This window comes from Maricaulis virginensis, assembly GCF_027922185.1.
Classification (GTDB): Bacteria; Pseudomonadota; Alphaproteobacteria; order Caulobacterales; family Maricaulaceae; genus Maricaulis; species Maricaulis virginensis.
This window is the reverse complement of sequence record NZ_BSFE01000006.1, coordinates 180,751-204,322: the sequence shown is the minus strand read 5'-3', so window position 1 is coordinate 204,322 and position 23,572 is coordinate 180,751. Positions and strand designations below refer to the sequence as shown.

Annotated in this window: 23 protein-coding genes and 1 pseudogene; 11 read left to right on the top strand and 13 right to left on the bottom strand. The window is 65.5% G+C overall.

What is annotated here, in order from left to right; translation table 11 throughout:
* A pseudogene (locus PKE71_RS12230) lies at positions 1 to 191 on the top strand (IS481-like element ISRm20 family transposase); the annotation flags it as partial.
* A gap of 63 nt (positions 192 to 254) precedes the next feature.
* On the opposite strand, the gene hslV reads toward PKE71_RS12230, so the two are convergent.
* The 3 genes from hslV to PKE71_RS12215 form a co-directional block, all read right to left on the bottom strand.
* Complete coding sequence (gene hslV / locus PKE71_RS12225; protein ID WP_271187262.1) at positions 255 to 821, bottom strand: ATP-dependent protease subunit HslV; 567 nt, start codon at positions 819 to 821, stop codon at positions 255 to 257.
* Between the two features lie 308 nt (positions 822 to 1,129).
* Positions 1,130 to 3,223 carry a putative bifunctional diguanylate cyclase/phosphodiesterase gene (locus PKE71_RS12220; protein ID WP_271187261.1) on the bottom strand — a complete coding sequence of 698 codons (2,094 nt, stop codon included), beginning with the start codon at positions 3,221 to 3,223 and terminating at the stop codon, positions 1,130 to 1,132.
* A gap of 170 nt (positions 3,224 to 3,393) precedes the next feature.
* Entirely contained in the window at positions 3,394 to 4,401 is a 1,008-nt protein-coding gene (locus PKE71_RS12215) for an adenosine kinase (protein ID WP_271187260.1), read from the bottom strand.
* Between the two features lie 111 nt (positions 4,402 to 4,512).
* Between PKE71_RS12215 and PKE71_RS12210 the strand changes: the two genes are divergently transcribed.
* The 3 genes from PKE71_RS12210 to PKE71_RS12200 all read left to right on the top strand — a co-directional run bounded on the left by PKE71_RS12210 (position 4,513) and on the right by PKE71_RS12200 (position 6,950).
* A complete protein-coding gene (locus PKE71_RS12210; protein WP_271187259.1) occupies positions 4,513 to 5,406 on the top strand; it encodes an ATP-grasp domain-containing protein in 894 nt (297 codons plus the stop codon).
* Positions 5,407 to 5,490: 84 nt separating this feature from the next.
* Positions 5,491 to 6,348 carry a CHAD domain-containing protein gene (locus PKE71_RS12205; RefSeq protein WP_271187258.1) on the top strand — a complete coding sequence of 286 codons (858 nt, stop codon included), beginning with the start codon at positions 5,491 to 5,493 and terminating at the stop codon, positions 6,346 to 6,348.
* Between the two features lie 101 nt (positions 6,349 to 6,449).
* Entirely contained in the window at positions 6,450 to 6,950 is a 501-nt protein-coding gene (locus PKE71_RS12200) for a DUF6438 domain-containing protein (RefSeq protein WP_271187257.1), read from the top strand.
* Positions 6,951 to 7,015: 65 nt separating this feature from the next.
* Here PKE71_RS12200 and PKE71_RS12195 read toward each other — a convergent pair whose 3' ends face one another.
* A complete protein-coding gene (locus PKE71_RS12195; protein ID WP_271187256.1) occupies positions 7,016 to 8,278 on the bottom strand; it encodes an aspartyl protease family protein in 1,263 nt (420 codons plus the stop codon).
* Positions 8,279 to 8,774: 496 nt separating this feature from the next.
* On the opposite strand from PKE71_RS12195, the gene PKE71_RS12190 reads away from it, so the two are divergent.
* Positions 8,775 to 9,860 (top strand): serine hydrolase domain-containing protein, encoded by a 1,086-nt coding sequence (locus PKE71_RS12190; protein WP_271187255.1) that lies wholly within the window; start codon positions 8,775 to 8,777, stop codon positions 9,858 to 9,860.
* 350 nt (positions 9,861 to 10,210) lie between these two features.
* Here PKE71_RS12190 and PKE71_RS12185 read toward each other — a convergent pair whose 3' ends face one another.
* Entirely contained in the window at positions 10,211 to 10,630 is a 420-nt protein-coding gene (locus PKE71_RS12185; RefSeq protein WP_271187254.1) for a VOC family protein, read from the bottom strand.
* Positions 10,631 to 10,711: 81 nt separating this feature from the next.
* Between PKE71_RS12185 and hslU the strand changes: the two genes are divergently transcribed.
* Positions 10,712 to 12,019, top strand: coding sequence for an ATP-dependent protease ATPase subunit HslU (gene hslU, locus PKE71_RS12180; RefSeq protein WP_271187253.1), 1,308 nt, complete (start codon positions 10,712 to 10,714; stop codon positions 12,017 to 12,019).
* Here hslU and PKE71_RS12175 read toward each other — a convergent pair.
* The 3 genes from PKE71_RS12175 to PKE71_RS12165 form a co-directional block, all read right to left on the bottom strand.
* Positions 12,009 to 12,548, bottom strand: coding sequence for a Smr/MutS family protein (locus PKE71_RS12175; RefSeq protein ID WP_271187252.1), 540 nt, complete (start codon positions 12,546 to 12,548; stop codon positions 12,009 to 12,011). The genes hslU and PKE71_RS12175 overlap by 11 nt on opposite strands.
* A 69-nt stretch (positions 12,549 to 12,617) precedes the next feature.
* Positions 12,618 to 13,871 (bottom strand): murein transglycosylase A, encoded by a 1,254-nt coding sequence (mltA, locus tag PKE71_RS12170; protein ID WP_271187251.1) that lies wholly within the window; start codon positions 13,869 to 13,871, stop codon positions 12,618 to 12,620.
* A complete protein-coding gene (locus PKE71_RS12165) occupies positions 13,855 to 14,484 on the bottom strand; it encodes a Tim44/TimA family putative adaptor protein (protein WP_271187250.1) in 630 nt (209 codons plus the stop codon). Before PKE71_RS12165 ends, mltA begins: the two co-directional genes overlap by 17 nt.
* Before the next feature lie 202 nt (positions 14,485 to 14,686).
* Here PKE71_RS12165 and secB point away from each other — a divergent pair, with 202 nt between their 5' ends.
* Complete coding sequence (gene secB / locus PKE71_RS12160) at positions 14,687 to 15,220, top strand: protein-export chaperone SecB (RefSeq protein WP_271187249.1); 534 nt, start codon at positions 14,687 to 14,689, stop codon at positions 15,218 to 15,220.
* A gap of 9 nt (positions 15,221 to 15,229) precedes the next feature.
* Here secB and dnaQ read toward each other — a convergent pair whose 3' ends face one another.
* Genes dnaQ through PKE71_RS12135 form a run of 5 tightly spaced genes read right to left on the bottom strand, consistent with a single transcriptional unit; the run spans position 15,230 to position 18,844 of the window.
* The gene (gene dnaQ / locus PKE71_RS12155) at positions 15,230 to 15,922 is read right to left on the bottom strand and encodes a DNA polymerase III subunit epsilon (protein ID WP_271187248.1); all 693 of its coding nucleotides are present in this window, start codon (positions 15,920 to 15,922) and stop codon (positions 15,230 to 15,232) included.
* A gap of 54 nt (positions 15,923 to 15,976) precedes the next feature.
* The gene (gene coaE / locus PKE71_RS12150) at positions 15,977 to 16,570 is read right to left on the bottom strand and encodes a dephospho-CoA kinase (RefSeq protein ID WP_271187247.1); all 594 of its coding nucleotides are present in this window, start codon (positions 16,568 to 16,570) and stop codon (positions 15,977 to 15,979) included.
* Positions 16,567 to 17,418, bottom strand: coding sequence for a shikimate dehydrogenase (aroE, locus tag PKE71_RS12145; RefSeq protein ID WP_271187246.1), 852 nt, complete (start codon positions 17,416 to 17,418; stop codon positions 16,567 to 16,569). The genes coaE and aroE overlap by 4 nt, the downstream gene beginning before the upstream one ends.
* Positions 17,415 to 18,005 carry a Maf family protein gene (locus tag PKE71_RS12140; RefSeq protein ID WP_271187245.1) on the bottom strand — a complete coding sequence of 197 codons (591 nt, stop codon included), beginning with the start codon at positions 18,003 to 18,005 and terminating at the stop codon, positions 17,415 to 17,417. The genes aroE and PKE71_RS12140 overlap by 4 nt, the downstream gene beginning before the upstream one ends.
* Positions 18,002 to 18,844 (bottom strand): pyruvate, water dikinase regulatory protein, encoded by an 843-nt coding sequence (locus PKE71_RS12135; protein WP_271187244.1) that lies wholly within the window; start codon positions 18,842 to 18,844, stop codon positions 18,002 to 18,004. Before PKE71_RS12135 ends, PKE71_RS12140 begins: the two co-directional genes overlap by 4 nt.
* A gap of 455 nt (positions 18,845 to 19,299) precedes the next feature.
* On the opposite strand from PKE71_RS12135, the gene hemE reads away from it, so the two are divergent.
* The 4 genes from hemE to rho all read left to right on the top strand — a co-directional run bounded on the left by hemE (position 19,300) and on the right by rho (position 23,393).
* Positions 19,300 to 20,337, top strand: coding sequence for a uroporphyrinogen decarboxylase (gene hemE / locus PKE71_RS12130; RefSeq protein ID WP_271187243.1), 1,038 nt, complete (start codon positions 19,300 to 19,302; stop codon positions 20,335 to 20,337).
* Between the two features lie 14 nt (positions 20,338 to 20,351).
* Positions 20,352 to 21,404: a ferrochelatase gene (gene hemH, locus PKE71_RS12125; RefSeq protein WP_271187242.1), complete on the top strand. Its 1,053-nt coding sequence runs from the start codon at positions 20,352 to 20,354 to the stop codon at positions 21,402 to 21,404.
* Complete coding sequence (locus tag PKE71_RS12120; protein ID WP_271187241.1) at positions 21,401 to 21,859, top strand: CopD family protein; 459 nt, start codon at positions 21,401 to 21,403, stop codon at positions 21,857 to 21,859. Before hemH ends, PKE71_RS12120 begins: the two co-directional genes overlap by 4 nt.
* 229 nt (positions 21,860 to 22,088) lie before the next feature.
* On the top strand, positions 22,089 to 23,393 hold the full coding sequence (gene rho, locus PKE71_RS12115; RefSeq protein WP_373878812.1) for a transcription termination factor Rho: 1,305 nt from the start codon (positions 22,089 to 22,091) through the stop codon (positions 23,391 to 23,393).
* Positions 23,394 to 23,572 lie beyond the last annotated feature (179 nt).

Genomic DNA, 23,572 nt, shown 5'->3' with positions numbered 1-23,572 from the left:
CACCTTCAAGGGGCGTGTCTGGCGCGTCCCCAAGGCCTTCTGCGGCGAACGCCTCGCCCTGCGCCCGCTCGATACAGACGGCCAATACGCCCTCTGCTTCGGAGCCATAACCATCAAAACCATCAACCTCAACACACCGAAAATGTGTTAGCCATGTCCCCGAACAGGTGTCAGCCATGTCCCCGGGCTGAACACTTGTTCCGGGGAAAGTGCGCTTGAGTGAGTGAAAAGTGCGCTTGAGTAGGAGAACTGCCCTATTTGCTGCCCAGCACTTCCACCGTCAGGTTCTCGTTCGTGTAGACGCAGATGCGGGCGGCGATGGCCATGGATTTGCGGGCGATGACTTCCGGGTCGTCCTCGTAGTCGAACAGCGCGCGGGCGGCCGAAAGGGCGTAATTGCCGCCGGAGCCGACAGCGACGATGCCGTCTTCCGGTTCCAGCACATCGCCGGCGCCGGTCAGCAGATAGGTTTCCACGCTGTCTCCGACGATCAGCATGGCTTCCAGGCGCCTGAGATAGCGGTCGGTGCGCCAGTCCTTGGCAAGCTCGACACAGGCACGGGCGAGCTGGCCGGGATATTGTTCCAGCTTGACTTCCAGGCGTTCGAACAGGGCGAAGGCGTCGGCCGTGGCGCCGGCGAAACCGGCGACCACATTACCGCCGGCCAGGCGGCGCACCTTGCGGGCATTGCCCTTCATCACGGTCGGCCCGATCGACACCTGGCCGTCGCCGGCGATCACCAGCTTGCCGGCCTTGCGGACCGCGACAATCGTGGTGCCCCGCCACTGGCTGGCATCGGCATAGTCGGTCGGGGAAGTCATGACGGTCTCTCCGCAATCAGGATGAGAACAGGATGTGGCCGACGCGACGGGCAGGATCAACCCCCGGGGTCTGCTGAAACCAACCGCAATTGTCATCCCGGCCGAATGCCCCGCGCAGGCGGGACGCAGGGCCGGCACCTATAAACGCCGCGGCTGGCCGGAAGCAGGCGCGTTGCCGGGACCGATAATTGTCTGGAGACGCACCGTGCCCATGGGTCCCGGACCTGCGCCCGGCACAAGGCCGGGCATCCGTCCGGGATGACAAGCAGGCTTTGCCGTATCGAGCGTGCCCTGGGCGCCGGGCGCGGCTATTCGTTGACGGCGCGGTCGGCGCTGGAATCGGTGGCGAATTCCACCAGATCGGCACCCGGCATCGGGCGGCCGAACAGGAAGCCCTGGGCCAGGGTGGCCCCCTGGGCACGCAGCATGTTCATCTGCTCGGCGGTCTCCACGCCTTCCGCGACGGTTTCCAGTTTCAGCGACTTGGCCATGGCCAGGATCGTCTCGACGACGATGCGGGCGTGCGGGTCGGTCGCCATGTCGCGCACGAAGGACTGGTCGATCTTGAACACGTCGAACGGCATGCGCGTCAGGTAGGACAGGGAGGAGTGGCCCGTACCGAAATCGTCGATGGCGAAGCTGACACCGCGATCGCGCAGCGGCTGCACCTGTTCGATCACCCGTTCCGGGTTTTCCATCGCGATCGACTCGGTGAGCTCCAGCTCCAGCAGGTGCGGCGGCAGATTGGCGGCGTGCAGCGCGTCGAGCACGGAGTCCGAGAAGCCCTCGCGTTCGAACTGCATGGCCGAGACATTGACCGCGACCGGAATTTCCAGACCGCGGGCCCGCCAGGAGGCGGCTTCGCGGCAGGCGGCGCGCAGCACCCAGTCGCCGATCTCGCCGATCAGGCCGCATTCCTCGGCCGCCTCGATGAAGGCGCCCGGCGACAGGAGGCCCGCCGTCGGATGCTGCCAGCGCACCAGCGCCTCGGCCCCGGCACACGTGCCGTCCTTCATCAGGACTTTCGGCTGGTAGTAGACGACCAGCTGGTCCTGCTGCACGGCGTCGCGCAGCTCGTTCTCCAGCACCAGGCGCTCGAAGGCGGACTGGTTCATGGTCGGCTCGAAGAATTGCGCGGCCGAACCGCCGGCGCGTTTGGCATGGGCCATCGCGAGGTCGGCATGGCGCATCAGGGTTTCCGGGTCGGCCCCGTCCTGCGGGAAGACGGCGACACCGATCGACACACCCAGGAAGACGTGGTGGCCGGAGATCTCGAAGGGCATGCGGATCGCATCGACCAGCTTGTTGGCAATACGGGCCGCGTCGGCGCTGTCGGCGATCTGTGGCAGCAGCACGGTGAACTCGTCCCCGCCGAGACGGGCGACCATGGAGGGTTCCTCGCCGCTGGCGGAGGCCATGTCACAGCCGCGGGCCACCTCGGACAGACGGCGGCCGACCATTTCCAGCAGGCGGTCGCCCTCGCCGATACCCAGCGAATCGTTGACGCGCTTGAAGCGGTCGAGATCGAGGAAGAGCACGGCACCGGACGTGCCCTCTTCCAGCGCCTTGCGGGCCACGCGCTCGGTTTCCTTGCGGAAGCGCTCGCGGTTGGGCAGCTCGGTTACCAGGTCGACATAGGCCAGGCGGTGGATGCGTTTCAGATTGCCGTCCAGGCGCGCAAACATGCGGTTGAAGGCATTGGCGAGCACTTCCAGCTCGTCGCCGGTCTTCACATTGATGCGCATGTCGAGATTTTTCGACGAGGCGAGGCGCGCCGCATCGGTCAGCGTCTGCACCGGCTTGAGGGCGCGGCCGACGATGAGCGCGGCCAGCGGCAGGAAAATCCCCAGGGCGAACAGGGCGATCAGCGTCTGGCGCTGGATCGCGGCATTGCGCGAGGCAACGAGTTCGACCAGTTCGCGCTTGGCATAGACGACACCGACCAGGCGGCGTTCGGCCGTATAGACAGGCGCGGCCATTTCCAGGAAACCGTCATGCACGGAATAGCGCAGATCGCCGGCGCCCAGGGCCATGACGGCCATGTCGGCGGCGCGCAGGCGGCCCTGTTCGCGGTCATCGTCATAGGCTTCGCCGAGCACTTCCCGGCGATTGTTGAGGACGTACATTTCCGACGCGCCCAGCGAGGCGATCAGTTCCTCGACATACAGGTCGACGAAACCGTTATTGTTCTCGGACACCGCGTTGGCCAGCCGGCTCGCCGTGGTCTGCAGCGAGGCCACGGACCGGTCGATCAGCAGGTTACGCGTTTCCCGTTGCGCGGAAATGCTCTCCAGCGTCATCAGCATGAGTGTGGTCGCGAAGATAAGAGCGCCGGTGAGGAGCGTGAACTTCATCACCAGCGAACGCATTACTCGCGACACCGCTTTGCGGATGGGTGCCATGTCTACCCCTGAGCGCACTCCCGTTCCGGAGCGCGTTTTCGCCACCAAATACGCAGGCAAGAAGACCTTCTCGCCCGTTCTCAAGGGTCACGGTGACACCAAGCACTTGAATTGTGGTTAAAATGCCGGAGTTTTTTCGTTAAGTTTTTAGTCGAATACCGGAAACGCCTTTACTCGAAGGCGATTCCGGCCTCTTCGGCGAGGTCTTTCAGACTGCAGTCGGGACGTGCGCCGTAGTGCGAGATGATCTCGGCGGCGCAAATCGCCCCCATTTTCCCCGCTTCGGCCAGCGGCCGGTCCTGGGCGATGCCCAGAAGGAAGCCTGCCGCGAAGAGATCGCCCGCGCCGGTGGTGTCGACCAGTTGCGAAACCGGTTCGGCCGCCACGGTCACGGTCTCCTCGCCGGCGACGATCACGGCACCCTTTTCCGACCGCGTCACCGCGGCGATCGCCACATCCTGGCGCACGGCCTTGAGGGCGGTGTCGAAATCCCCGGTCTCGTACAGCGCCAGCAGCTCGGCCTCATTGGCCAGCAGGATGTCGATGTGATTGGCCACGAGATGGCGGAAGGAGGCGCGGTGCCGGTCGACGCAGAACACGTCGGACAGGGTCAGCGCGGTGCGGCGATTGGCAGCGGCAGCCATTTCGGCGGCGGCGACATAGGCGCGCTTGGCTTCTTCGCGGTCGAAGAGATAGCCCTCCAGATAGATGATCTCGGCAGCCCCGAGCGCCTCGGCACCGGCCTCGACATCGTCCTCGGTCACCAGGGCGGCGGCGCCCAGGAAGGTGCACATCGAGCGCGCCGCATCCGGCGTCACATTGATCAGGCAGCGGCCAGACGCCGGACCTTCCTGCAGGGCCGGCGTGTCGAAATGCACGCCGATCGTGCGGATATCATGGGTGAAGATCTCGCCCAGCTGGTCATTGGCCACCTTGCCGATATAGGCCGCCTTGCCGCCCAGCGAGGCGACACCGGCGACGGTGTTGGCGGCGGATCCGCCCGAGGCTTCCTTGCCCGGCTGCATGCGCGCATAGAGCGAACGCGCCCGGTCCTCGTCGATCAGTGTCATGGCATTCTTGGCGATGCCCTCGGCGGCGAGAAATTCGTCGCTGGCCGGCGAGAGAACGTCGACAATGGCATTGCCGACGGCGAGCACGTCGAAACGGGCTTGGGACATGGAAAATCCGTTCAGTGGCTGAAAGACAGCGGGTTGAGCCGTGACACCTAACCGCAGCGCCGCGCGAGAACAAGGCTTGCGGCCGGACGCCGCTCTGCTAAAGCCCGCGCCATGACCCGTATCGCCTTCCTCACCGCGGCCTGCATGTTCCGCGACAATCCCGCCGCCCGCGCCGACTGTTTCGAGTACGAGCTCGAGATCGCGGCGCTGCAGCCGGCCTGTGCGGCCGCCGGCTTCGACCTTGTCCCGGTGATCTGGGACGATCCGGACTTCGACCCGGCTGCCTTCGACGGCGCCATGATCGGCACCTGCTGGGATTATATGGAAAAGCCCGACGCCTTCATGGCGAAGCTGGAGGCGATCGCGGCGGCGACGCGCCTGTTCAACCCGCTGCCCATGGTGCGCTGGAACAGCCGCAAGACCTATCTCAAAGACCTCGCCGGACGCGGCGCGCCGATGATCCCGACCGTCTGGGCCGGGCGCGCCACGGCGGACACGATCGCAGCGGCCTTCGAGACGCTGGACTGCGACGATATCGTGGTGAAACCGGTCCTGGGGGCCGGGGCCTGGCGCCAGGCCCGGATCCGCAAGGGCGAGCCCGTTCCCGCAGCCGAGGCCCTGCCGCCGGCAGACTGCATGATCCAGCCCTTCCTGCCGGCCGTGGCGGAAGAGGGCGAATATGCCTTCCTCTTCTTCGGCGGCGAGTTCTCGCACTGTGCCCGGAAAATCCCGGCCAGCGGCGATTACCGCGTGCAGTCGGAATATGGCGGACACGAGGAAATCCATGTGCCCGGCGAAGACGAGCTGGCGCTCGCCCGTTCGGTACTCGACTGTATCGATGGCGAGCCGCTGTATGCGCGGGTCGACATGCTGCGCGGGCTCGACGGCCAGCTGGCGCTGATCGAGATCGAGCTGATCGAACCCTATCTCTATCCCGAACAGGGCCCGCAAATGGGCGAGACCCTGGCCCGCGCGCTGGGGCGGATGCTGGCTGTGCCGGCCTAGAAAAGCGGCGGTCCGGGGAACGCGCAGGCACTCGCGCCCGTTGGTGTCACGACTTCGCCATCGACTGCGTATAAAGCCGCGCCCATGACCGAGAAACTGCGCAATGAAGACGATCTGACCGGCGTGACGCGTCTCGTCCGCCTGGAGATCGCCAATGCCCGCCGCGCCCTTGACGGCATGGGCGAGGATCCCCTGCTGGCCGTGCACGAGGCGCGCAAGAGCATCAAGCGCGCCCGGTCGATTGCGCGTCTGCTGCGCGAGAGCGATCGCGAGGTGGCCAGCCTGGTCAATGCCGCCGCCCGGCGCGCCGGACACGTGCTGGCCGAGGCCCGCGATGCCGACAGCCTGGAGCAGCTGGCCCGTGCGATGGTCCGTGACTGCGACGACGATGTGGCGCGGCCGGCCCTGTCGGAACTGGCGGCGCAGGCGCGCGCCGACCGTGAACGGGTCGATCGCGAGACAGCGGCCCGGCAGGCCGCCCGCGCGCTGGACGAGATGGACCGGGCGCTGGCCGGCCTGCCCACGCCCGACGATGCGCCGGATGTGGTCGCCCGCGGCATGGCGCGCACCTATCGCCGCGCCGCAAAGCGGCTGGGCAAGGCGCAGTCCGTGCCGGACGGCGAACGCCTGCACGAATTGCGCAAGCGAGCCCAGGACTGGCGCTACCAGGCGATTGCGCTGAAGCGGGCCTGGCCGGACGAGGTGGCGCGCCGCAAGTCGCAGACCGACGCGTTGGTCGATCTGCTCGGCCTGCACCACGACCTCTCCCGTCTCGCCCGCCGGCTGGACGATCTGGCCGACGCCGATGCCGCGATCGAGCGGGTCGAGGCGCGCTGCGAGGCGCTGGCCGCCCAGGCGCTGGAGCGGGCCGAGGCCGTGTTCGGCGACAGGCCGAAAAAGGTGAAGAAGGCGCTGAAATCCGGCTTTCAGGACGCGGGATAGCGCTGACCCTGAACGGGGACCGGAAGGGGCCTTGAAATGGCCCGGATTGCCCGTCCTGATGAGGTCTTTCCACGCCCAGACCCGTCCCGTGCGAGGCCGCCATGATCCGTCACAGTCTCTCCGCCCTTCTCCTGGCTGCCGGCCTGTCGGCTTGTGCCGCGACGTCCGGTCCGGCCGCACCGGACACCTATCGTGCGATCAGCGTCACCGAGACACCCTGTTTCGGCTTCTGCCCCGCCTACACGATCACCGTCACGCCGGATGACCGCTATGTGCTCGAGGCGCGCAGCCATACGCAGACGCAGGGCCGCACCACGGGCGCACTGGAAGCCGGCAGTTTTGCCCGCATGACCGCCGTGCTCGAGCGCGAGGATGCGGCCAGCCTGCCGGTCTCGATCGACACGCAGGACGGCGACACCTGCCCGCTCTGGCACACCGATGCGCCGGGCTATGAGCTGTCCATCGCCCGCGTGAATGGCCGTCAGGATGTCAGCTGGTATCGCGGCTGCTCGGGCCACCCCGCCATCGAGCGTCTGGAGCGGATCAGCGATGAGTTGAGGGCGCAGTATGACTACGACACGCTGATCGCCGTGGAGCGGTAGGGTCCGGGAAAAGCGGGTGTTGTGATTCTCCCCCACGATGTGGGGGAAGAAAACGCCCTCCCGCCTCACCGCACCGGCGGCACCTCGATCACCATCGTTTCGCCCGCGCGTTCCACCGTCAGCGCGCCGCCATCGGCCTCACTGTATTCGCCCATCAGCCAGTGCACGTCCTCGCAGCCGTGACCGCCCAGCGCTCGCCCGTCGATCGCAGTCACCCGGTCGCCCAGGCGCAACCCGGCCTCATCTGCCGGCGAGCCCTCGAACAATTGCACCACTTCGACTCCCTCACCCGCAAAGGCCAGGGCAAAGCCAGGCTCGACCCGTTCCGGCGCCGGCGCGTCGCGCGGTGACAGGGTGAAGGCCGCGCCGGGATAGTCCAGCGTCACGATGAACCGATCCATCATCCCCGCACCCACCAGGCTGGGCGGGACCGTGCGTGTGGTGGCGCGCACAGGACCGGGCGAGGTCTCGCCGATCCGGAAGTCCTCCAGCGAGAAGCGTACCAGTTCGCGGTTTTCAGACCGTCCGCCCGCGCTTTCGCCTTCGCTGCCCTGGCCGGTGACTACCGAACCGCGCACGATATGCGCCCGCGCCGGACGGCTGTCCGCAACCTGGTGGAACAGAACGACCTCTTCCTCGCTGCCGGTATCGAACAGCGCCTTGTCGGCAATCTCGCCGAGCGCATAGTCGAGCACGGGCGCGTGCGGATAGCCGAAATCATGAAGAGGGGCAGACAGCACCGTCTCCAGCGGCGCCAGGGCGGCGGCGCTTTCCGCGATCTCCAGCCGGCCCGCCGCGGCATCGATCCGCCAGGCACTGCCGGGCAGGATTTCCGACCCGATCACCCCGCCATCGATCAGGCAGGCCCCGGTCGCCAGGCCGGAGAAATCATGGATCAGCACCGGCACGCGGGTGAAGGTGACATCGCCCAGGGTCAGCCGGTCGATAATCGCGAAATCCATGGTGACCGGCGTGCCATTGGCATCGCGACCGGTATTCCGGCCGACAATTTCCAGCCCCAGCGCATCGGCGAGCTGGCGCGACACGATGGTCGGCGAGCCGGTATCGAAGATGAATTCATGAGTCTCGCCGTTCACCGAAGCGTCGAGATAGAATTTCCGCACACGCGTCTGGAAAGGCACGCTGGAAACCGGCGCCGTGCGCTCGACCCCCACAGGGGCCGACAGCAGGGCCTGCAGATCGTCCTGCCGGGCGAAGGCCGGTGAAGTGGATGGAAGGGTCGCGGCCAGCACACCGGTGAGCACCGGTAGGGCCAGTCGGACAAATGAAAATCGCCGGGTGAAGGGCGTCGGGCATGGTCTGGTCAAGGGTCATCTCCCCGTCAAGGAAACACCCGCACCGACCCATCCCCCGATGTGCCTGCGGGCACTCTAGCCGGGGTGGCTCAAGGGCGCCAGCGTTCGTGCTGCGGAACATCATCAAGCACACTCCCGCCTTTCCTCCCCATTTTATGGGGAGGTGGATCGCCGCGTGAGCGGCGAGACGGAGGGGCGCCGCGCCAGCGGCGATGTGTTGAAGCAGGCTCCACCGCGACAAGTGGCCTGCGCACGCGTGCTGAAACACCGCAGAGGAGGGACAGCTCCTTAACCCCGAACACACTTCCCCCGGCCTTGTGCCGGGGCCTGTGACTGCTGACAAACTGAGCACAAATGCCTTCGTATGCCGGGCCCCGGAACGGGGTCCGGGGGAAAAGGTCGGGGGAAGCGGAGCTTTGGCGCGTTCCACCTGCTAAACCGGCAATATATCTCTTCTTTTGCTGCCCTCCTGCGTGTAGCGTTCACGGCGTTTTGTCCGGAGGGTGCGATGTTGCGTTCACTGTTTCCTGTGCTGGTGGCGGGTCTGGGGGCCGGGCAGCTGGTGGCGTGTGCGCCGCCATCTCCATCGACACCGGCAGCGGATCTCGATGGCGGACCGGGGGCCGCCGGTGCGCGGGCCGCGCTGCAGGACTGGCAGGCCGAGGCGGAGCATCCGTGCGAGGCGCTCGTGGTGGCGCGCGGCGAGGCGCCGCTGTGGGTCTGGGGCCGGGATGCCACGCGCTACAACACGCATTCAGTGCGCAAGAGCCTGCTCAGCGCGCTTTTCGGTATCGCGATCGAGCGCGGCCTGATCGACCCGCAGGCCAGCCTGGCCGATCTGGGGATCGACGAGAGCGCCACGCCGCTGACCCCGACGGAATTGTCGGCGACGGTGCTGGACCTCCTGACCTCGCAATCCGGCATCTATCTGCAGGCCGGCGGCGAGACGCAGGGCCAGCGCGACGGCCGGCCGGGCCGCGGCAGCCATGCGCCCGGCAGTTTCTATTTCTACAATAACTGGGATTTCAACACGCTGGGCGCGATCTTCGAACGCGAGACCGGACTGGGCATTGGCGAGGCGTTTGACAGCTGGATCGCTGCGCCCCTGGGCATGCAGGATTTCCGGCCGCAGGACGTCTATTACGAGGCCAATTCGGAATCCGATTATCCCCAATATATCATCCGCCTGTCGGCGCGGGACCTGGCCCGTTTCGGCGTGCTCTACCTGCAGGACGGCGTGTGGGCCGGCGAACAGGTGGTGCCGCAGGCCTGGGTGCGCGAAAGCCTGCAGCCGCTGGCGGACATGCGCGGCGAGCAGGGCGCCGCGGCGGTGGATGCGTTCGGCTATTCCTGGTGGATCGACAGCGATGACGGGCTGGCCTGGTCGCTGGGCTGGGGCGGTCAGAACCTGCTGGTCGACCGCGCCGCTGGCCTGGTCACGGTGAGCCGCAACAATACCGGCCGCTCCAAGCTGGAATATGGCTGGCTGATCGCCACCGGCCATCCCGATCGCGGCGCAAACTTCTGCCACCCGCAGATCAATCTCGACATGACCCGCACAGCCCGCACCGCACTGGACGCGCCGGAAGACTAGCCCTTCACCCCAAACACACTTCCCCCGGCCTTGTGCCGGGGCCTGTGATGGCTGACGAACTGAGCGCAGTTGCCTTCATGGGCCGGGCCCCGGAAAGGGGTCCGGGGAAAAGCGTGTTTGCTGCAGCGCTTGATGCGTCACACCTTTCCGGTGTCATCCCGGCCACCCGCATACGCGGGCGCAGGCTTCTGCCCCGCGCAGGCGGGGCGCAAGTCCGGGACCCATAATCCCGATGACCATCCCGCTGCCACGGACTTCGCGCCTGCTACGCGGCACAACGAGCGTATGGGTCCCGGCCCTCCGGCCTGCCTCCGCAGGCCATGCGACCGGGATGACAAGAAGAACGGGCCTTACGCCGCGAAAATCTGGTCGTCGTTGCGGAAGGTCTTGAATTCCAGATGGTTTCCGGCCGGGTCGCGGACGAAGAATGTGCCCTGTTCGCCCGGTTGGCCCTCGAAGCGGACATAGGGCTCGATGACGAATTCGAAGCCGGCATCGCGGAATTTTTCCGCCAGGCTTTCCCAGTCGGACCAGTCCAGCAGAAGACCGAAATGGCGGCAGGGCACCTGGTGGCCATCGACCGCGCCGGTGGGCGGCGGCGTGCATTCGTCCGGCGCATAATGGGCGACGATCTGGTGGCCGTAGAGGTCGAAATCGACCCAGTTCTCGGCCGAACGGCCTTCCGGACACCCGAGCAGACCGCCATAGAAACGGCGCGCTTCGGCAATATCGTTGACGGGAAAAGCCAGGTGGAAACGGGGACGGCTCATGGGCGTTCTGCCTTTCGGGACTGGTTTCAGGCCATAGCCCTGATTACATCATGCTGACCAGCAGGCAACGCAAAGCTCTCGATGACCGATTTTTCTCCACGCGAAATTGTCTCCGAACTCGACCGCCACATCGTCGGCCAGTCCGACGCGAAGAAGGCCGTGGCCATCGCCCTGCGCAATCGCTGGCGGCGGCGGCAGCTCGACGAGACACTCGCCGAGGAAGTCACGCCGAAGAATATCCTGATGATCGGGCCGACCGGTGTCGGCAAGACCGAGATCTCCCGCCGCCTGGCCAAGCTGGCCGGGGCGCCCTTCATCAAGGTGGAAGCGACCAAGTTCACCGAGGTCGGCTATGTCGGCCGCGATGTCGACCAGATCGCCCGCGACCTGGTCGAGATCGCCATTTCCCTGGTGCGCGAGAAAAAGCGCGAGGAAGTGAAGGCGCGCGCTCATACGGCTGCCGAGAACCGCGTGCTCGAGGCGCTGGTCGGGCCGGGCGCGTCGGAGAGCACCAAGGACAGTTTCCGCAAGCGCCTGCGCGCCGGCGAGCTGGACGACAAGGATGTCGAGATCCAGCTGTCCGAAACGTCTTCGCCCATGCAGATGCTGGACATTCCGGGCATGCCCTCGGGCGGGGCCGGCGTGCTCAATCTGGGCGAATTGTTCGGCAAGGGCTTCCCGAAGAAGACCAGGACCGTGCGCATGAAGGTGAAGGATGCCTATGCGCCGCTGATCGAGGAAGAGGCCGACAATCTGCTCGACGACGCCCAGATCACCGCCGAGGCGATCAGGCTGGCCGAGAATGACGGCATCGTCTTCCTCGACGAGATCGACAAGATCGCCGCGCGCTCGGACGCCCGCGGCGGCGATGTCTCCCGCGAGGGTGTGCAGCGCGATCTTCTGCCCCTGATCGAGGGCACGACGGTGGCCACCAAGCACGGGGCCATCAAGACCGACCATATCCTGTTCATCGCCTCGGGCGCCTTCCACGTCGCCAAACCCTCGGACATGCTGCCCGAATTGCAGGGCCGCCTGCCGATCCGGGTCGAGCTGACCGCGCTCACCGAGGCCGACTTCATCCGCATCCTGACCGAGCCGGAAGCCAATCTGATCAAGCAGTACACCGCGCTGATGGGTACGGAAGGCGTGACGCTGGACTTCACCGAAGACGCCGTGAAAGCGCTGGCCAAGCTGGCCGCCGACGTCAATTCCACCGTCGAGAATATCGGCGCACGGCGGCTGCAGACCGTGATGGAAAAACTGGTGGAGGAGGTCTCCTTCACCGCCTCCGACCGCTCGGGCGAGACGGTCACGATCGACGAGGCCTATGTCGCCAAACATGTCGGCGAACTCGCCAGGAATGCCGATCTGTCGAAGTTTATTCTCTAGGCTTCACCCGCAGCGTCACATAGAAGGCGCCGCCGCCGCCATGACGGATGTGGGCGGGCGCTATTCCTGACACCTGCTGACGGAATTCCGGACTGCCCAGCCATTCCGGCAGTTTGCGGCGCAGGACGCCGGGTTCCTCGACATAATCCCAGGGCTCGGCATCGCGCTCGCGGGTCTTCAGCCCCTTGCCGGTGATCACCAGCACGGTGCGATATCCCCCCGTGTGGGCCATCGTGATAAAATGGCGCAGCGAGGACAGCGCCTGGTCCTGGGTCAGGCCGTGCAGGTCGAGCCGGGCATCGATCTCCACCCGCCCCCGGCGCACGCGTTTTTCCGTCGAGCGGTCATGCGGCACCGGCGGGTGATGGGTCGCAGGATCGCGATAGGCATGACGCTGCGGCAGCGGCCTGTCCGGCTTGCGGGCGGAAACGTCACCGGATGGGTCATCAATGTTACGCGAAGGGGGCACCAATGCGGGCTCTTCGTCATGCTCAAGTGACTGCTTCTTGGCATCATCGAGCGGGGTCACCGAACGGGCCACCTTCCGCCAGAGCGCACGCTCCTCGGGCCGTATTGTCCGCTTGCCCTTCATCGGCGATCACGCGGGCTGGCGGTCGGCGAACAGGCGTGCAACCACTGTGTGCGGCAACAGCATCACCCATTCCGCCTGCGCCCGCGTCGAGCCGGCCCGGCGCTCTGCCGCCTCGCCCCAGCCCCAGAAAAAATCCACCCGCAACGGACCGGTGATCGCCCCGCCGGTATCCTGGGTCACGACCAGGCCGGACCAGGGACCCAGCTCGGGCAGGTCGGCACTCAGCCAGACCGGCACGCCATAGGCATGCCGGGACGGGTCGACCGCGATCGAGGCCATCGGCGTCAGCGGCACGCCGGCCGAACCGGACGGACCGGTCGCGGGATCGTCCAGCATCTGGGTCTGGAAGAAGACATAGCGCGGATTGACCGAGAAGAGCTCGGCCGTGGCCTGCGGACCGTTCTCCGCCAGCCAGGCCTCGATGCCGGCCTTGGACGCCGCATGCGCCTCCAGCTCGCCCCGCTCGATCAGTTCGCGGCCGATCGAGCGGTAGGGCAGGCCGTTATGGGCGGCAAAGGCGGCACGCTCCTGATGCCCGTCGGGCCAGACCAGCCGGCCGGAGCCCTGGATCTGCAGGAAGAAGACATCGGCCGGACGGCCCCAGGCGAAGACCTCGCCGGCATCCTGGCGCTCGATCTCGCCGCGATCCTTGTAGAGCACCAGCTCGCCGCCACGCACCTCGCCGACGATCCGGCGCCCGGCCAGGGCCGGATCGAAGCGGCCCAGATCGACGGTGACAAGATCGTCGGGACGGCGGCGCAGGGGCTGGGTGAAACCGTCTCCCGGCTCCGGACGGACATGGACGAAGGGTTCGTAATAGCCTGTCATCAAACCGGTTTGCGCCTGGGCACCGCTTTCCGGATCGGCAGCGACGACACGGACCGGTGTGAACACCGCCTCGAAGACCGGCTGCAACGGCGCCGTGCCTGATTCCACCGCATCGAGCTGGGTACAGGCCTCGCGCCAGTCGGCGACCGTTCCGGCCCAGGCGGCCCGTTCGCTCAGCGGCACAGCCCCGTCGCGCACCCGCAGGCGTTCGCAGCTGCGCAGGAAAGCTGATTGCGCATCGGCGAGATCGGCCTCCGCCCAGCCGGGCAGTGCATCCCAGCTGGCGGGCAGGAAGTCGAGCGTATCGGGGACGGGTGCCGGTGGTTCTTCCGGCTGCGGCGCGGGTTCAGGCTCCGGCTGGCAGGCAATCAGCAGCAGACAACCGGCCGCGACCGTCCAGGGTGCGCGCCGGCCTCTAAGCCGAGGCGACACGGGTCAGCACCCAGTTCGGATTGCTGTCGTCCGTGCGGCGCTGGAAGACCCAGTCCTCATGCACCGTCGAGAGGCGATTGAAGTCGCCGGCGACGGACTTGCCATTGGCATCCAGGGTCTCGGTCGCGATCTCGGCATCGAAATGCACCTTGATCGTCGCGACATGATCGGCGTGATCCGCCTCGGTGATCTCGGCCGAGCGGATCCGCTCGATCTCCGTGCGCACGGTCTCGCCCCTGGTCTCGCGCCTGGCAATGGCGGCCTCATAGCGTTCATAGACGGTCGGCGCGAGCAGCGGTTTGAGGGTTTCGCGATCGCCGCGGGCAAAGGCCTCGACGATCATTTCATAGGCGGCGCGGGCCCCTTCGAGGAAGCGGGCCGGGTCGAAGCCGGTATCGGCAGCGGCAATGGCTTCCAGACCCGCAGCGGCCGGTCCCTCGAAGGCCGGCCGCAGATGCGCGGCGTTTTCCGGCGCGAGGTCCTTGCGGGTTTCGACATCCCGGGGGGCGGGCGCTTCCATATGGCCTTCGCGCCGTCCGAGCACGGAATACAGGCGGATGGCGAAGAAAACGGCGATGGCACCGAAGATAAGGGTCGAGAGAAGTTCGATCATCAAGGTCCGCCAGACAGGGCAAGCAACAGGTCCAGTCCCTAGATATAGGCCGGATTGGCGGTCACGTCAGCCTCTGCGCTGTGGTGCTGCCAGCTTGCCGCAGGCAGGCCCGCATGTTAACGGGCCCGCCTTGTTTCAGTGCGGCCCTTTCGAGGGGTCCGACATTCACCTTGCCCGAACCGGGGCTCATCCGGGGACTTACATGACCGACGCACCGTCAACGCCGACCGATAACCAGACGCCCGCCCAGCCGCAGCTCCGCGTGCTGGCGCAGTATGTGAAGGACCTCTCCTTCGAAAATCCCGGCGCGCCGGACACGCTGCGTCCGGGCCAGCCGGCCCCCGGTATCGATCTGTCGATCGACGTGCGCGCCCGCGGTGTCGGCGACGATACGTTTGAAGTTCTCCTGGTGATCAATGCGCGCGCCAGCCGCAAGACCGAAGCCGGCGAAGACAGCGTCGTCTTCATCGCGGAACTGTCCTATGGTGGCCTGTTCCAGCTGGCCAACATCCCGGACACCGAACGCGAGCCCTTCCTGCTGATCGAATGCCCGCGCATGATCTTCCCCTATGCGCGCCGCATCCTCGCCGACACCACGCGCGACGGTAATTTCCCGCCGCTGATGCTGGATCCGGTGGATTTCGCCAGCCTCTACCGCCAGCAGCTGGCCAAGCGTGCCGCCGCCGTTCCGGGCGCCGACACCAACGGCAATGGCGATCCGGCCGCGTCGAACTGACGCAAGCCGCTAGACGTTCGACAGACGTTTCCAGAGCGCGTCGTCGCCCAGCTCGTCGATAAAGGCGGCATGGGCGGCGCGCTCTGCGTCGGACACACGCGAGACCAGCGGCTGCGGCCGCGGCGCACGCGCGGGAAACGTCACCTTGCCATCCGCTGAGGCATGCCGGCCGGACAGGTCGAGTGCCCGGGTGCGACCGCCGGTCAGTTCCAGATAGACTTCCGCCAGCAGCAGGGCGTCGATCAGCGCGCCGTGCTTGTCACGCGTGTCGAGCGAGATGTCGAACCGCTTGCACAGCGCATCGAGCGACACATAGGAGCCGGGAAACTTGGCGCGGGCGATCCGGGCCGTGTCCTTGAACCGGTCTTCCAGATAGATCGGGTGGCCGAGCCGCGCGAGCTCCATATTGATGAAGCCGCGGTCGAAGGGCGCATTGTGTGCGACCAGGACGGCGTCGCCGACAAAGGCCAGAAAGTCCTCGGCGATCTCCTCGAACAGCGGCTTGTCGGCGAGGAATTCCGCGGTCAGGCCGGTAATCTCGATCACTTCCTTGGGGATGGAGCGCTGCGGATTGACGTAGGTGTGAAAGGTCTTGCCGGTCGGAATGCAGTCGATCACCTCGACGCAGCCCAGCTCGGTCACCCGGTCGCCGGTATTGGGATCGAGACCCGTGGTTTCCGTATCGAAGACGATTTCCCGCATGTCCGCCCCTGGACCTCTCTGGCTTGTCGGCCGCTTGCCCGCCGGCCGGAATGTCTAGCTCGCGCGCAGCGCGGCAATGATCTTGCCAACCTGCTGACGCGCATCGTCAAAACCGCCCGATGTTTCAACGATATAATCCGCTTTTTCCAGCTTCACCGAATCAGGTGTCTGGCGCGCGATTATGGCGGCCAGCTTGTCTTCCGTCATGCCGGGCCGCTGCAGCACACGCTCGCGGCGGACATCGTGCGGTGCATGCACGGCAATCACCGCATCGACATGTTCATGACCGCCGGTCTCGAACAGCAACGGCACATCGAGGATGACGATATCGGCGCCATCGTTTCTCGCTGCGTCGAGAAAATGCTGCCGGGCCTCTGCGACCAGCGGGTGCACAATAGCCTCAAGACGGGCAAAGCCGTCCGGGTCGTCATTCAACTGTCTGGAAAGCCGCGCTCGGTCGATCGAGCCGTCTTCGGAAAGCGAGCCGGGAAAGGCGGCTTCGACCGGTCCGACCGCCGCGCCGCCGGCGTCGTAGAGCGCATGCACGCAGGCATCGGAGTCGAAGACCGGGATGCCGGCCTCGCGGAAAAGCCTCGCCGTCGCCGATTTTCCCATGCCGATGGAGCCTGTCAGACCGATGATTTTCACGGGCGGGCTCCCAGCGCTTCGAGCAGGACCGGACGAACCGGCGGATCGGCCGGCGCATCATGACCGAAGAAAGCCCGGAAGCTGGGCCGTGCCTGGCCGATCAGCATGTCCAGCCCGTCGATGGTATTAAGCCCGGCCTGCCTCGCCCCGGCGAGAAAACCCGTGACGAGCGGCGTATAGACGCTGTCGAACACGATCGCGCCGGACCGCGCTTTTGCCCAGTCCATGACGAGGTCGTTCTCGCCCTTCAGGCCAAGCGCCGTCGCGTTGACGACGATATCAGCCTCGGCCAGTGCTGCATCGCGGTCTTCCCAAGGGACAATGCCGGCATCGGGGGCAAGTTCAGCCGCCAGCGCCCGGGCCCGGTCGGCAGTCCGGTTGGAAATGAGCAGGTTCTTGACACCCGATGTCACCAGCGCGTGAACCAGCGCCCGCGCCGCACCGCCCGCGCCGAGTACAAGAGCCGTCGAGCTGGCATAATCGGGTTCGGCGGGTTCGAGCGCCGCAAGAAAGCCCGCTGCATCGCTGTTGTCGGCCAGAATGCCGTCAGGATGAAATGTCAGGAGGTTGGCGGCACCGACGGCCTTGGCGGCCGGTGTCGCCCGGTCGGCCAGGGCAAGGGCAGCTTCCTTGTGCGGCAGGGTGACATTAAGACCGCTTGCCTGGGTGCGGGCCAGCCCGCGCACAAAGGCCTCGAAGCCCGAAGGCGGTACAGCGAATGGCAGATAGGCCGCATCCAGGCCGAGCATGCGGATCCAGTGCCCCATCAGCCTGGGCGACAGGGAGTGCGCGACCGGATCGCCTGCCACACCGGCGAAGACCGCCCGGCCTGTCAGCCCGTCCGTCATGCCGGGATCACGTCGAATTCGCGCAGCGCGTCCAGCAGCGGCAGGAGCGGCAGACCGAGAATGGCGTAGTAGTCGCCCTCGATCTTCTCGAACAATTGCGCTCCCAGACCCTCGAACGCATAGGCGCCGACGCTGGCCGTGAGCGCAAAACCGGCCCGCTCGAGATAATCGTCAAGAAAGGCGTCGGAAAAGGCGCGCACATGCAGCGTGGAAGATTGTTGGTGCTGCCAGACGCATTCACCGTCCCGATAAAGCGCCAGGCCGGAATGCAGCTGGTGCGACCGGCCGCGCATCGCCATCAGACGATCGCGGGCGAGGCTGGCGTCCGGCAGTTTGTCGAGGAGTGCGCCGTCCAGTTCCATCGTCTGGTCGGCACCCAATACCAGGGCGCGCGGCCGGCCGCGCGACACGGCTTCCGCCTTGGCCTTGCCCAGCACCAGCGCCATCCCGGCCGGCGAGAGATCGCTGCGCCGGTCCTTGATCACGCTCTCGTCGACATCGGGCTTTTCGACCGTGAAGTCGATCCCCGCATTGTCGAGGATCTGGCGGCGGATCTGGCTGCCGGAAGCGAGGACGAATTCGGTCATGATTTGGCTGCGCGCTTTTCGTTGACGAGATTGATGATCTTGGCGGCCGTTTCCTCGATCGAGCGACGGGTGACATCGATGGTCGGCCATTTGTGCTTGGCGTAGAGCCGCTTGGCATAAAGGATTTCGTCGCGCACCGCGAAGTCGTCGATATAGTCGGTATCGCGATCCTCGTTCAGGCTCAGCAGGCGGTTGCGGCGGATCTGCACGATACGCTCAGGCGAGGCAGTCAGGCCGACAACCAGCGGATTGCGCAGTTTGAAGATCGCCTCGGGCAGGGGCACGTCCTTGACCAGCGGGATATTCGCCGCGCGATAGCCACGATGGGCGAGATAGACGCTGGTCGGCGTCTTCGAGGTACGGCTGACGCCCAGCAGCACGATATCGGCCGCTTCATAGTCATCGCCCTGGCCGTCATCATGCGCCATCGTATAGTTGAGCGCGTCGATGCGGCGGAAATATTCGGCGTCCAGGGAGCGCTGGGCTCCGGCGCGGCTGGCGACCGGCCGGCCAAGATAGGTGCTCAGCGTGGCAAGCATCGGATCGAGCACGGCAATGGCGGGCACGCCGAGTTCGGCGCAACGCGTTTCCAGCTCCCGGCGCAGATCGGCATTGACGATGGTGTACATCACGACGCCGGGATAGGCCTCGACCTCCTCGAACACGCGTTCCATCTGCCGCGACGAGCGCACCAGGGCGTAGAGATGCTCCAGCGGATGCGTGCCTTCGAACTGCGCGACCGAGGCGCGCATGACCTCCATCAATGTCTCGCCGGTTGAATCCGACACCATATGGATGTGGAAACAAGTTTCGAAGCGTGTGGATGGCGGAACGGTCATGACGCGTTTTTGCCCCTCGATCGCGTTTACGATCTGTTAACAAATTGGGAAAACCGGCCACATTCCGGCCATTCGCTTCCCGCCCTGTGAGTAGTACCGGGTGTTACCCGGCAGAACCAACACCTCTTTCCACACGCCGGAGGCTGTGAACAAGCCTGTTCAGGAATATCGGCAATTCACAGGGTGGATCCGGTTTTCGACACGATATTCTGCGAAGACTGCCGAGCAACAGTATGAATTTGTTTTGTTATTCAGGTTTTCAAGGACGTCCTGATTGCCGGCTTGTGGATATCGTGCCGGGGACGGGGATATCCGGCAAAACGGTATAACCGTATTCGCCCACACGATTCACGGCCCTACAATCACATCAATTCAATTAAATGGTTTTGGGAAGGAAAAGGGGCTGGTGAAAAGGACGCATTGATCGAACGCCCGTGGATGCCTAATCAGGCGGTATGACACTGACTTCGAAAAAGCCGATGCTCGCCGTCCTCTCCGGAGAGACGCGCACCCCGCCTCCGGTCTGGCTGATGCGCCAGGCCGGCCGGTATCTCGACGAGTACCGGGAGGTTCGTTCCCGTGCGAAGAACTTCATCGATTTCTGTTTCTCGCCGGATCTCGCTGCGGAAGTGACCCTGCAGCCGATCCGGCGGTTCGGTTTCGACGCAGCGATCCTGTTTGCCGACATCCTGCTGATCCCGATCGCGCTGGGCCGCAAGGTCTGGTTCGTCACGGGTGAGGGGCCCAGGCTGGAACCCTTCGATCCGCTGGCGTTCGAGACGCTGACGCCGGAGCGTGCCCGTGAGGTGCTGGCGCCGGTTGGTGAGACCCTGCGCCGGGTTGCGCCTGAACTTCCCGATGAGACAACGCTGATCGGCTTTGCCGGGGCGCCCTGGACCGTTGCGACCTATATGGTCGAGGGCGGTGGATCCAAGGACCGGTTTTCCGCCCGGGTCGCGGCCTGGCAACATCCCGAAGCCTTCGACGGCATGCTGGACCGGATCGCCGATGCGACGGCGGAATATCTGGTCATGCAGGCCGAAGCCGGGGCGGAGGTTCTCAAGATTTTCGACAGCTGGGCGGAAGGGCTTCCGGAGCCCCTGTTCGAGCGGGTCGTGATCCGGCCGACGAGGCGGATTGTCGACACGGTGCGGGCTGCCGGCGTGACGGTGCCGATCATCGGCTTCCCGCGCGGGGCCGGGGCCTTCTATGCCCGCTATGCCCGCGAGACCGGCGTCACGGCCGTGGCGCTCGATACCGGCATGGATCCGGCCTGGGCCCAGTCGATGCTGCCCGAGGGCATGCCGGTCCAGGGCCATCTCGATCCGGCGGCCTTGCGGGCGGGCGGTGCGGCCCTGCGCAGTGAAACGCAGCGTTTGCTGGATAGCTGGTCGGGACGGCCCCATATCTTCAACCTGGGTCACGGCATTACGCCCGATGTCCCGGTCGCGCATGTCCACGAATTGCTGGCGTGCATCCGGGGGCGGGCCTGAAACAGGAGAGCGCCATGGGCGATGCGCGCCGCAAGCTGGCTGTTGTGCTGTTCAATCTGGGCGGCCCGGACGGTCCGGACGATGTCCGTCCCTTTTTGCGTAACCTCTTCCGAGATCCGGCGATTATCCGCGCGCCCGGTTTGATCCGGGAGGCGCTGGCGCTGCTGATCTCGACGACGCGGGCGAAGGAAGCCAGGGCGAATTACGCCAAGATGGGCGGCGGCTCGCCGCTCCTGCCGGAGACGCGCAAGCAGGCCGAGGCGCTGAAGGCCGAGCTGCAGAAGGCTTTCCCCGATCACGAGATCGGTGTGTGGCCGGCGATGCGCTACTGGCATCCGCTGACGGAGGACGTGGCGGATGAAGTTTCGGCCTGGGCGCCGGACGAGTGTGTGCTGCTGCCGCTTTATCCGCAGTTTTCCACGACGACGACGGCAAGCTCGCTGAAGCGCTGGCGCGAGGCGGGCGGTCCGGAAACCCGCACGGTGTGCTGCTATCCCACCGAACCGGCCTTTGTGGATGCGCATGCAGCGCTGATCCGCAAGACCTGGGAGAAGGCGGGCCGGCCGGACAATGTCCGTCTGCTGTTCTCGGCCCACGGCCTGCCGAAGAAAGTCATCGAGGATGGCGATCCCTATCAGTGGCAGGTCGAGCAGACGGTCGGGGCGGTGATGCGCCAGTTGCCGGAATTTCCGGACTGGCAGGTGTGCTATCAGAGCCGCGTCGGACCGCTGGAATGGATCGGCCCGTCGACCGAAGAGGCGATCGAGGGCGCTGCGAAGGACGGCCGGAACATCCTTCTCAGCCCGATCGCCTTTGTCTCCGAGCATATCGAGACGCTGGTCGAGCTTGACGAGGAATATGGCGATCTGGCCCGCGAGCACGGCGTGACATCCTATGTCCGTGTGCCGGCGCTGGGTCTGGATGCCGTTTTCATTGAATCCCTGGCGACATTGGTGAAGTCTGCCCTGGCGGGGGCGCCCGGTCCGCGATGCGATACGGGCGGGCGGATCTGTCCGGCGGAATGGTGCGGATGTCCCTGCCGGAACGGGGAACCGGTAACAGCATGATCCTGGCAGCAGCGTATGACTGGTTGCGGGCCCTGCACATCCTGGCGGTGATCGCCTGGATGGCGGCGATGCTCTATCTGCCGCGGCTTTTCGTCTATCATTGCGGCGCCCGGCCGGGCGGCGAGCTGGACGAGACGCTGAAAATCCAGGAGCGCCGTCTGCTCAAGGGGATCATGAACCCGGCGATGATCGCGACCTGGCTGTTCGGCCTGCTTCTGATCTGGTCGAATGCCGAGCGCGCTGGCGGCTGGACGATCTTCCTGCACTGGGCCTGGATGGCCAAGTTTGCACTCGTGCTGGCAATGTCGGCGATGCATGGCGTCTATTCCAAACGGGCCCGTCTGTTTGCTGAAGGCACCAATGACTGGTCGGACAAGCGCTATCGCATGCTCAATGAAGTGCCTTTCCTGCTGGCCTTCTTCATCGTGCCGATCGCGGTAGTGGCGCTGAAATAGCCGACGGCCCCCGCTTGTGCTTGACGAGGATGGCGAGGCGTGGCAAGGCTTTGCGTAACTCCTCTTATGGATCCTTTCTTTGCGTGGCGCAGGACATCGGTCCGACGACGCGCCAGCCCATTCCACATGTCACAGGTCGTGTCCGGGTCATCCGGCACGCCGATTGTTTGAACGCGACAGCTCCCCGTCCGGGGATGGTCGCCCGTAATGTCTGACAGATAGACCCATCATGACCGACGAAACTTCCCTGCCCGCCCCGCTCGAAGGCCTGGAGCGGATGACCCTGCAGGATCTCAAGGAAAAGAAGCCGACCGAACTTCTGCAGTTCGCCGAGGCCCTGGAGATCGAGAACGCCTCGGCCCTGCGCAAGCAGGGCATGATGTTCGCCATTCTCAAGGCGCTCGCCGAACGCGACGTCGAAATCCATGGCGGCGGGGTGATGGAAGTCCTCCAGGACGGGTTCGGTTTCCTGCGCTCGCCGGAGTCCAACTACCTGGCCGGCCCCGACGACATCTATGTCTCGCCGACCCAGATCCGAAAATTCGGCCTGCGCACCGGCGACACGGTCGAGGGCGAGATCCGCAGCCCGCGCGATGGCGAGCGCTATTTCGCGCTGCTCAAGGTCTCCTCGATCAATTTCCAGGATCCCGAAAGCGCCCGCCACAAGGTGCATTTCGACAATCTGACCCCGCTCTATCCCGAGAGCCGCTTCGTGATGGAGTCGCAGGATCCGACGGTGAAGGATCGCTCCGGCCGGGTGATCGACATCGTTGCCCCGCTCGGCAAGGGCCAGCGTGGTCTGATCGTGGCGCCGCCGCGAACCGGCAAGACGGTTCTGTTGCAGAACATCGCCCACTCCATCGAGAACAATCACCCGGACTGCTACCTCATGGTGCTGCTCATCGACGAGCGCCCGGAGGAGGTCACCGACATGCAGCGCACGGTAAAGGGCGAGGTGATCGCCTCGACCTTCGACGAACCGGCAACGCGTCACGTCCAGGTGTCCGAAATGGTGATCGAGAAGGCCAAGCGCCTGGTCGAGCACGGCCGAGACGTGGTCATCCTGCTGGACTCGATCACGCGTCTGGGCCGCGCCTACAACACGGTCGTCCCCTCCTCGGGCAAGGTGCTGACCGGCGGTGTCGACGCCAACGCCCTGCAGCGGCCCAAGCGCTTCTTCGGTGCCGCGCGGAATATCGAGAATGGCGGCTCGCTGACCATTATCGCCACGGCGCTGATCGATACCGGTTCGCGCATGGACGAAGTGATCTTCGAAGAGTTCAAGGGTACGGGCAACTCGGAAATCGTGCTGGACCGCAAGGTTGCCGACAAGCGCGTTTTCCCGGCGATCGACATCCTCAAATCCGGTACGCGGAAAGAGGAACTCCTCGTCGACCGCAGCCAGCTGCAGAAAATGTATGTGCTGCGCCGCATCCTCAATCCAATGGGCGCCCAGGATGCGATCGAGTTCCTGCTCGACAAGCTGCGCCAGACCAAGACCAACGACGAATTCTTCGACTCGATGAATACGTAGGGACTGCATCGCCGATGTTTGTCATCCCGGATGGATGCCCCGCGAAGGCGGGGCGCAAGTCCGGGACCCATAATCCCGGTGCCGACCCAGCTGTCGCGGACATCGAGCCTGCTTTCGGCAGAGATCGGCGCGTATGGGTCCCGGCCCTCCGGCCAGCCTTCGCAGGCCATACGGCCGGG